This is a genomic window from Shewanella litorisediminis (assembly GCF_016834455.1).
GTDB lineage: Bacteria > Pseudomonadota > Gammaproteobacteria > Enterobacterales > Shewanellaceae > Shewanella > Shewanella litorisediminis.
The window spans coordinates 40690-47500 of record NZ_CP069213.1 but is presented as its reverse complement, the minus strand read 5'-3'; the positions used below and the strand labels follow the sequence as shown (position 1 = coordinate 47500).

Sequence of the window (6811 nt, the reverse complement as noted above, 5' to 3'; positions counted from 1 at the left end):
GGTGATGATGCCAGTGTTTGGCCCATGGTTGCCGCCCGTGGCGATGTGAATCATATCCGCATAGGAAAAAGAACCAGCATCCAGGACGGCACTATTTTGCACGTCACCCGTAAAACGCCAGCCAAGCCAGATGGCCACCCATTGATTATTGGTGATGACGTCACTGTCGGCCACAAGGCCATGTTGCATGGTTGCACCGTGGGCAACCGGGTACTGATTGGTATGGGCGCTATTATACTGGACGGCGCCCATGTGAGTGATGACGTGATATTGGGTGCGGGTTCCCTGGTGCCACCCGGTAAAGTATTGGAGAGTGGTTATCTCTATGTAGGCAGCCCGGCCAAGCAGGCCAGACCGCTGACCGAAGCTGAACTTAAGTTTCTCCCCCAGTCAGCCCAAAACTACGTACTGCTGAAAGATGAATATCTGCAGGAGCAATCTCCCGCTTAAAGCTCTATCCGCCCCCACTCATCGAAGGCATCTTCTTCGATGAGTGACTCAGCCATCTCTTCCACTTCAAAACGCACGGTTTCGAGTAAGGCCGCGGCGTTGGTAACAGTCACCTCTTCTCCGCTTAAGGCGCTGAGACGCTCAAAGGGCAGAACACATTCAATACGCATCCCCTGCTGATGGGCCACCAGCATCAGTTGCTGCTTCTTGCCATCGATGGAAATTGCATCTGCAAAGATAATGCTTTGATTCATATTTACACTCCTGAAATAAGACTCTGCCGCAGGGTTTGCAGCACGGGCGCAGCATTGGGCCTTACTTTGCGCCATAAATAAAAGCTTTCAGCGGCCTGACCTACCAACATACCCAGGCCATCGATACAGGCTTTTGCCCCCAACGACTGAGCCCACTCATTAAAAACTGTCGGCTTTGCTCCATACATCATGTCATAACACACGGTCTGATTGTCGATAGCGCTCGCTGACAGGGCTGGCAAGTCACCACTGAGGCTCGCCGATGTTGAGTTAATAATCACATCGAAGGCACTTCGAATTTGGCTACCTTCAATAAGTTCAATATTGGCCTCAGGACACAGCGCCGCCAGCGCTTCGGCCTTACTCAGTGTTCGATTGCTGATGGTCAGTTTGGCGCCAGCCCGAACGAGCGGCAATAAAGCACCACGGGCCGCCCCACCGGCTCCCACCAAAAGAACCCGCTTACCGCTTAACTCGACACCGTGCCTGATTAAATCGGCCACCAGGCCCATACCGTCAGTGTTATCACCCCGAAGGCGTCCATCCGGCAGCTTTATCAGGGTATTGACTGCACCGGCAATGCGGGCGTCATCACTGAGTTCATCGCTCAGGGCAAAAGCCTGCTCTTTAAAGGGCACTGTCACATTCGCCCCTCTACCGCCCTCTGCCATAAATGCGGCGACGGCTTCGGCAAAGCCTTCCAGAGGTGCCAGTATTGCCTCATAACTGAGGGACTGCCCTGTTTCTTTGGCAAACATGGCATGTATTTGCGGTGACTTACTGTGGCTGATGGGATTGCCAAACACGGCGTATCTGTCTGTCATGGATAACAAATCGGCTGAGAGGATTGGCTTCAGTCTACCCTTGCCCTTTTGGTTACGGCAATGCCGCCGTGCTGCACAATTTTCAGGTACACAACAAAAACCGACGCTGATGTATACTGCCCGGCAGTTATTGCCAGCGAAAAACAGTATTCCACTGAGTAGCAAAATGAACTGGATAAAGAAGATATTCCGCCAACAGCCTCAGGATGACCGAGATCCGAATCAGTCCAACGCCTATGACATGATAGGCGGCGACAAGACCATACGCGCCATCGCCAAGCAGTTTTACGCCCGTATGCAGCAGGGCGAAGACACTCAAAAGCTGCTGGCAATGCACCCGGGCCCCATCGAGCACTCAGAGCAAAAGCTGTATGAGTTTTTGAGCGGCTGGCTCGGCGGGCCTCAGCTTTTTCAGCAAAAGTATGGCCATCCTGCCCTGCGGGCGAGGCACATGCCCTTCGCCATTGATGAGCAAATGCGGGATCAGTGGCTTGTTTGCATGGAGCATGCGCTGGAAAAAGCAGTGGATAACGAAGAGCACCGCAAAGTGATCTACCAGGCCATTGCTACCCTGGCAGACCATATGCGTAACCAATAAGCTATTTTTCAAGCTTATTGGTTATCTTCATGAATTAATTAGCCAGCCAATCCTGGGGCTTGAGGAAGCGCTCGTACAGCTCTGCCTCTGGGGTTCCGGCTTCAGGGCTGTAGGCATACTGCCAACGTACCAGAGGTGGCATCGACATCAGAATCGATTCGGTGCGGCCACCGGTTTGCAACCCAAACAGGGTGCCCCTATCGTACACCAGGTTAAATTCCACATAACGGCCGCGACGATAAAGCTGAAAATCACGCTCACGCTCACCATAAGCCGTGTCTTTACGACGCTCCACAATCGGCGCATAAGCCTTGAGGAAACCATTCCCTACTGCCTGCATGTAGTCAAAGCACTTCTCAAATTCCCAATGGTTAAGATCATCGAAGAACAGACCGCCAACACCACGGGTTTCACCACGATGTGGCAGGAAAAAGTACTTGTCGCACCATTCTTTGTACTTGGGATACACATCATCGCCAAAGGGCGCACACAGGTCTTTGGCGCTTTGGTGCCACTCTTTAACGTCTGACTCGAACGGATAGTAAGGCGTTAAATCAAAACCACCACCGAACCACCACACGGGGTCGGCACCCTCTTTACGGGCAATAAAGAATCGCACATTGGCATGGGTAGTTGGGATATAAGGGTTCTTTGGGTGGATAACCAAGGAAACCCCCATCGCCTCAAAGCTGCGGCCAGCCAGCTCGGGTCTGTGTGCCGTAGCAGACGCAGGCATGGATGCTCCCATCACATGGGAGAAGTTCACCCCGGCCTGCTCAAACACAGCGCCATCGGTCAGCACCCGGCTAACACCTCCGCCGCCTTCGGCGCGCTGCCAGCTGTCAGTGGCAAAGCGCGCCTGGCCATCCAGCCTTTCCAGGCCAGCGCAGATGTTAGCCTGCAGCTGCATTAAAAACGCTTTTACCTCATCGGCGTTGGGAAGTCCCATGCTGTATTCCTTCTTATCCTTTTCTGAAAATATGTCCGGTTTGAATATCGATAATGGTGGATGGCTGACAAGATTGCCCAAGCTGTCCCAACACCACGGCGTCGATTTTATCACCCAGCTGAGTTTGAACTTCAGCCAATGTCAGGGCTGGCTGTTCTCCTGCCAGGTTGGCACTGGTCGACACCAGCGGTTTTCGGCAGGCATCACACATGGCACGCACGCCTTCATGGGCAGTCACCCGCACGGCGATGGTATCAAAGCTCCCCCTGAGCATACGCGACACTCCGGCTTTCGCCGGGATCACAAAGGTGAAAGGACCCGGCCACTTATCGAAGGCAAACTGTAACTGGGCCTCGGTCACGCGGCTTAAATCAATATAGGGTTTAAGCTGGTCGAAGCCGCTGGCAATCAGAATAAGTCCCTTTTCCCAAGGACGCTGCTTTACTGCCAACAGCTTTTCTATCGCGGCATCGTTATCCGGGTCACAGCCCAAACCATATACCGCCTCGGTTGGATAAGCCACCACAGCCCCACTTTCGATGATGCCACTGATTTCAGAGGGGTTTACCTGCAACATTAACGTCATCTCAAAGATTGATAAATTTGCGCCAATACCACCCCATCATTTGGCAGGGCGCTCATTATAGCGACATGGGGGACAAGCTAAAAGAAATGCGACCAGGCTCAAAGAGGCCGTTTGTATTTACACGGTTTATTGGGGCACTCGAGTCGTGTGCCACTGGCACCTTTTCGCTGCACCAAGAGGCCGAAGCCACAGTCTGGGCAGGTCTCTGCTACTGGCGGGTAGTTCACCAAAAACTTGCACTTGGGATAACAGGAACAGGCGTAAAAACCTTTACCGTAGCGGTTGGTTCTGTGCTCCATCAAACCGGCTTTGCATACCGGGCAGGCTACGGCCTCTTCCGGCGCGGCCTGATCGAGTTTCTCAATATGGTGGCACTGTGGGTATTGGGTACAACCGATGAAAATACCGAACCGGCCAGATTTAACCGCCAGCTCGTGGCCACACTCGGGGCAGGCTGAGCCTTCTATAACCTGGGTTTCGATGGATTCGTGCTGAACCAGGGGACGGGTATATTGGCAATTGGGGTAATTGTTGCAGCCGACAAAACTGCCATGCTTGCTGTGGCGGACCGACAGCTCGCTGCCGCACTCGGGGCAGAGCTCAAACTCGCGCTCCAGAGCGTGCTCGTGGGCACTGAACAGGCTGTGATCTATTTTGGACATGGCGACCTCTACTGCAAACTGCAGCCATTTTAGCAACTGGCAGGCCTGGCTGAAAGCCAACGGGGGTGAATAACCCTAACCATGGACTCCAAACCGTGGTTAACACTCTGCAATGGTTGCCGCCAAGCGATGATTAACATCAGGCAAGGCCGGATGGAGAGGGGTGCAAGCTCAAACGCACGATGTTATATTGTATCCAAAATAACAATAGAGACTGAAAGTGAAAGCAAAAACCCTCGCCCTCTGCCTGCTGTTCGGCCTCACTGGCTGTAACCAAACTCCCACATCAATCGTCGAATTGACTGATACTTTAACGCCAAGGCTTGCCGTCATAGAAGATGTCTTGGCGGCAGATACCGAACTCTACAGCCAGGCCAATTTCAATCTGGCACTGGCACTGCTTGAGCAGCCAGAAGCTGATCACAAAAAGCTGCTGATCTATCTTCGCGCCTACAGCTATTTCGGTGACATGGATGTGATGGATGAAAAGCGAGCATCACGCCTTGCCACGATTTTGTCGCGCTCAGCTCAAACAGCGCCTGACAGCACCCGGGAACAAATTGCCGTGGTGGGTTATCGATTCCTCGCCGATAAAGCCCGCGGCGATGAGATTGTCCCTTTTCTTGAAATGTTGGCAGTGCAGCTCACGCAATTGGCAGCTGAACCTGTGTCGATTGGGCGGGACTATGCCCTGTGGGAAACCCTCAGAGCCTACGGCTTTTTATTGTTTGAGAGCCGTAAACACCCCGATAGCCGCCTAACCAAGATCATGCTTGCATCAGAAGCTGACGCTGCTCTGCTTAACTTTGCTCGCAGCAGCGCCGCCATCCAAGGCGCTGATGACTGGCCGAGAATGAACGCCTACTGGGCACTGGCACTCTATCGCCTGACTCTGCCTGCTGGCGAAAATGGCGAAACGACACCAGAGGAACTCAAGTTGGATAATGCAGTTAAGGGCATTGCCAGCGCCGATGCCGCCATTCGAGGGAGTGCCGCCAAAGCAACCTATACCCTTGGCTACCACGTCAACCGCTTTGGCGGAAAAGAGGCCTGCGAGCAGGATGAACTCTGTGTTATCCCGGAACTGACTCAGGTGCTGCCCCAACGCCACGCTTGCTCCGAGCGTCTGTATATCCTGTCTCAGGATTTGACCACCGCTGAGTTTGCCGAAAGCTGCACCCGATTAATCTCCCAGGAAAACAGCTTCCACGAGCTTCTCGATACCCAAAGGCTACCCACCGCGAACGACTTCAACGAAGCCCTGCAGGTCGTTGCCTTCAAAAACTGGAGCCAATACAACGCCTACGGACAGCTGCTGTTTGACATAGGCACAGACAATGGCGGCATGTATATCGAAGGAACACCTTCCAAACCCGGTAACCAGGCGAGCTTTTTCGCCTTCCGCCAATGGTGGATTGCGCCTGAGTTTGCCATCTGGAACCTGAATCACGAGTACGTGCATTATCTTGATGGTCGCTTTGTAAAGTACGGTGGTTTCGGTCACTTTCCGGGCAAGATGGTGTGGTGGGCGGAAGGGCTGGCGGAATATGTGTCAAAAGGCACTGAAAATCCTGAAGCTATGGCGCTTGCCCGAGAAAAGCAGGCATCAACCCCTTCGCTTGCTGAGATTTTTGCCACCGAATATCAGGATGGCTTGGACAGGACCTATAGATGGAGTTATCTCGCGATCCGTTTTCTCGCGGAGCAGCGGCCCAATGCCCTGAAGGAAATAGTAAAGCATCTGAAAACCGATTATTTCGAAGGCTACGAGACCCGGTTGCAGACCTTGGCGGCAAATGAACAAACCGCATTCAGTGATTGGCTGGCAACGCTGCTTGAATCCCCCAACGTAACCCCCACCGCCACTGATGCCCTGCCCCGCAAAATCAACCGCTATGCCTACCGTGACTATTTGCAGCCGCCTCATTTAACCTCCGATGGGCTGCACTTTCATTTCTGACAGCAATAAAAAAGGAGACCCACGGTCTCCTTTTTTATAAGTGACGTTTCAGGAGTGCAGCCGGCCGGGCTGCTCATCAAACATCATATTTTCCATCTGGTTGTACGCCATTTCCTGGCCTGGTGCATTAAAAAGCACCATCATGATAACCCATTTGAGATCGTCCAATGTGAGGCTGGATTCATCCAAATCCATCACCCTGTCTATCACCATCTCACGGGCTTCGACATTGAGCACCTTTATCTGCTCAAGGAACATGAGAAAGCCACGGCATTCTACGTCCAGGCGCTCCATCTCTTCCGGGGTATATACCCGGAATGAGTGCTGCTCATGGTGACACAAATAGGGTTGTTCGCTGTCGCGAAGATCTGCCAGATGCTCCAGCCAGTTCAGCGCCTTGATAATTTCTGTTTGGCGAAACCCGGCAAGAGCCAGTTCTTTTTTCAGCTGGTCTTCGTCCACCAGCATGTCAACTTCCAGGTCATTCTGAACATAGTTCTCGAATAGGTACATGAGGATGTCAAACAT

At 52.9% G+C, this 6811-nt stretch carries 9 protein-coding genes (1 of these 9 cut by a window edge); 3 read left to right on the top strand and 6 right to left on the bottom strand.

All coding sequences use genetic code 11. The features are described 5' to 3' along the window. Positions 1-450: the 3' portion of a gamma carbonic anhydrase family protein gene (locus JQC75_RS00220; RefSeq protein WP_203325573.1), read on the top strand. Its footprint begins 99 nt before the window's first position; 450 of the gene's 549 nt are visible here — the last part of the coding sequence; its start codon lies beyond the left edge, outside the window; it ends in the stop codon at positions 448-450. On the opposite strand, the gene JQC75_RS00215 is transcribed toward JQC75_RS00220, so the two are convergent. Both JQC75_RS00215 and aroE read right to left on the bottom strand, forming a co-directional pair. Further along, positions 447-704 carry a DUF1488 family protein gene (locus JQC75_RS00215; RefSeq protein WP_203325572.1) on the bottom strand — a complete coding sequence of 86 codons (258 nt, stop codon included), beginning with the start codon at positions 702-704 and terminating at the stop codon, positions 447-449. The genes JQC75_RS00220 and JQC75_RS00215 overlap by 4 nt on opposite strands. 2 nt (positions 705-706) lie before the next feature. Next, positions 707-1528, bottom strand: coding sequence for a shikimate dehydrogenase (aroE, locus tag JQC75_RS00210; protein ID WP_203325571.1), 822 nt, complete (start codon positions 1526-1528; stop codon positions 707-709). A 166-nt stretch (positions 1529-1694) separates the two neighbouring features. On the opposite strand from aroE, the gene JQC75_RS00205 reads away from it, so the two are divergent. Further along, positions 1695-2126: a group II truncated hemoglobin gene (locus tag JQC75_RS00205; protein ID WP_203325570.1), complete on the top strand. Its 432-nt coding sequence runs from the start codon at positions 1695-1697 to the stop codon at positions 2124-2126. 34 nt (positions 2127-2160) lie between these two features. Here the strand turns inward: JQC75_RS00205 and hemF are convergent, their stop codons facing one another. The 3 genes from hemF to JQC75_RS00190 all read right to left on the bottom strand — a co-directional run bounded on the left by hemF (position 2161) and on the right by JQC75_RS00190 (position 4323). Next, positions 2161-3075, bottom strand: a complete 915-nt coding sequence (hemF, locus tag JQC75_RS00200; protein WP_203325569.1) for an oxygen-dependent coproporphyrinogen oxidase — start codon at positions 3073-3075, stop codon at positions 2161-2163. A 13-nt stretch (positions 3076-3088) separates the two neighbouring features. After that, positions 3089-3652, bottom strand: coding sequence for an L-threonylcarbamoyladenylate synthase type 1 TsaC (gene tsaC / locus JQC75_RS00195; protein WP_203325568.1), 564 nt, complete (start codon positions 3650-3652; stop codon positions 3089-3091). A gap of 107 nt (positions 3653-3759) precedes the next feature. Next, positions 3760-4323 carry a DNA topoisomerase family protein gene (locus JQC75_RS00190; RefSeq protein ID WP_203325567.1) on the bottom strand — a complete coding sequence of 188 codons (564 nt, stop codon included), beginning with the start codon at positions 4321-4323 and terminating at the stop codon, positions 3760-3762. Positions 4324-4543: 220 nt separating this feature from the next. Between JQC75_RS00190 and JQC75_RS00185 the strand changes: the two genes are divergently transcribed. Next, entirely contained in the window at positions 4544-6283 is a 1740-nt protein-coding gene (locus tag JQC75_RS00185; RefSeq protein WP_239002052.1) for a collagenase, read from the top strand. A gap of 48 nt (positions 6284-6331) precedes the next feature. On the opposite strand, the gene JQC75_RS00180 is transcribed toward JQC75_RS00185, so the two are convergent. Beyond that, a complete protein-coding gene (locus tag JQC75_RS00180; protein ID WP_011758169.1) occupies positions 6332-6811 on the bottom strand; it encodes a DUF494 family protein in 480 nt (159 codons plus the stop codon).

Bases quoted from the DNA above. Each gene is read 5' to 3' on its own strand.
- JQC75_RS00215 (WP_203325572.1), bottom strand. From the start codon at position 704: ATGAATCAAAGCATTATCTTTGCAGATGCAATTTCCATCGATGGCAAG.
- aroE (WP_203325571.1), bottom strand. From the start codon at position 1,528: ATGACAGACAGATACGCCGTGTTTGGCAATCCCATCAGCCACAGTAAG.
- JQC75_RS00205 (WP_203325570.1), top strand. From the start codon at position 1,695: ATGAACTGGATAAAGAAGATATTCCGCCAACAGCCTCAGGATGACCGA.
- hemF (WP_203325569.1), bottom strand. From the start codon at position 3,075: ATGGGACTTCCCAACGCCGATGAGGTAAAAGCGTTTTTAATGCAGCTG.
- tsaC (WP_203325568.1), bottom strand. From the start codon at position 3,652: ATGTTGCAGGTAAACCCCTCTGAAATCAGTGGCATCATCGAAAGTGGG.
- JQC75_RS00190 (WP_203325567.1), bottom strand. From the start codon at position 4,323: ATGTCCAAAATAGATCACAGCCTGTTCAGTGCCCACGAGCACGCTCTG.
- JQC75_RS00180 (WP_011758169.1), bottom strand. From the start codon at position 6,811: ATGTTTGACATCCTCATGTACCTATTCGAGAACTATGTTCAGAATGAC.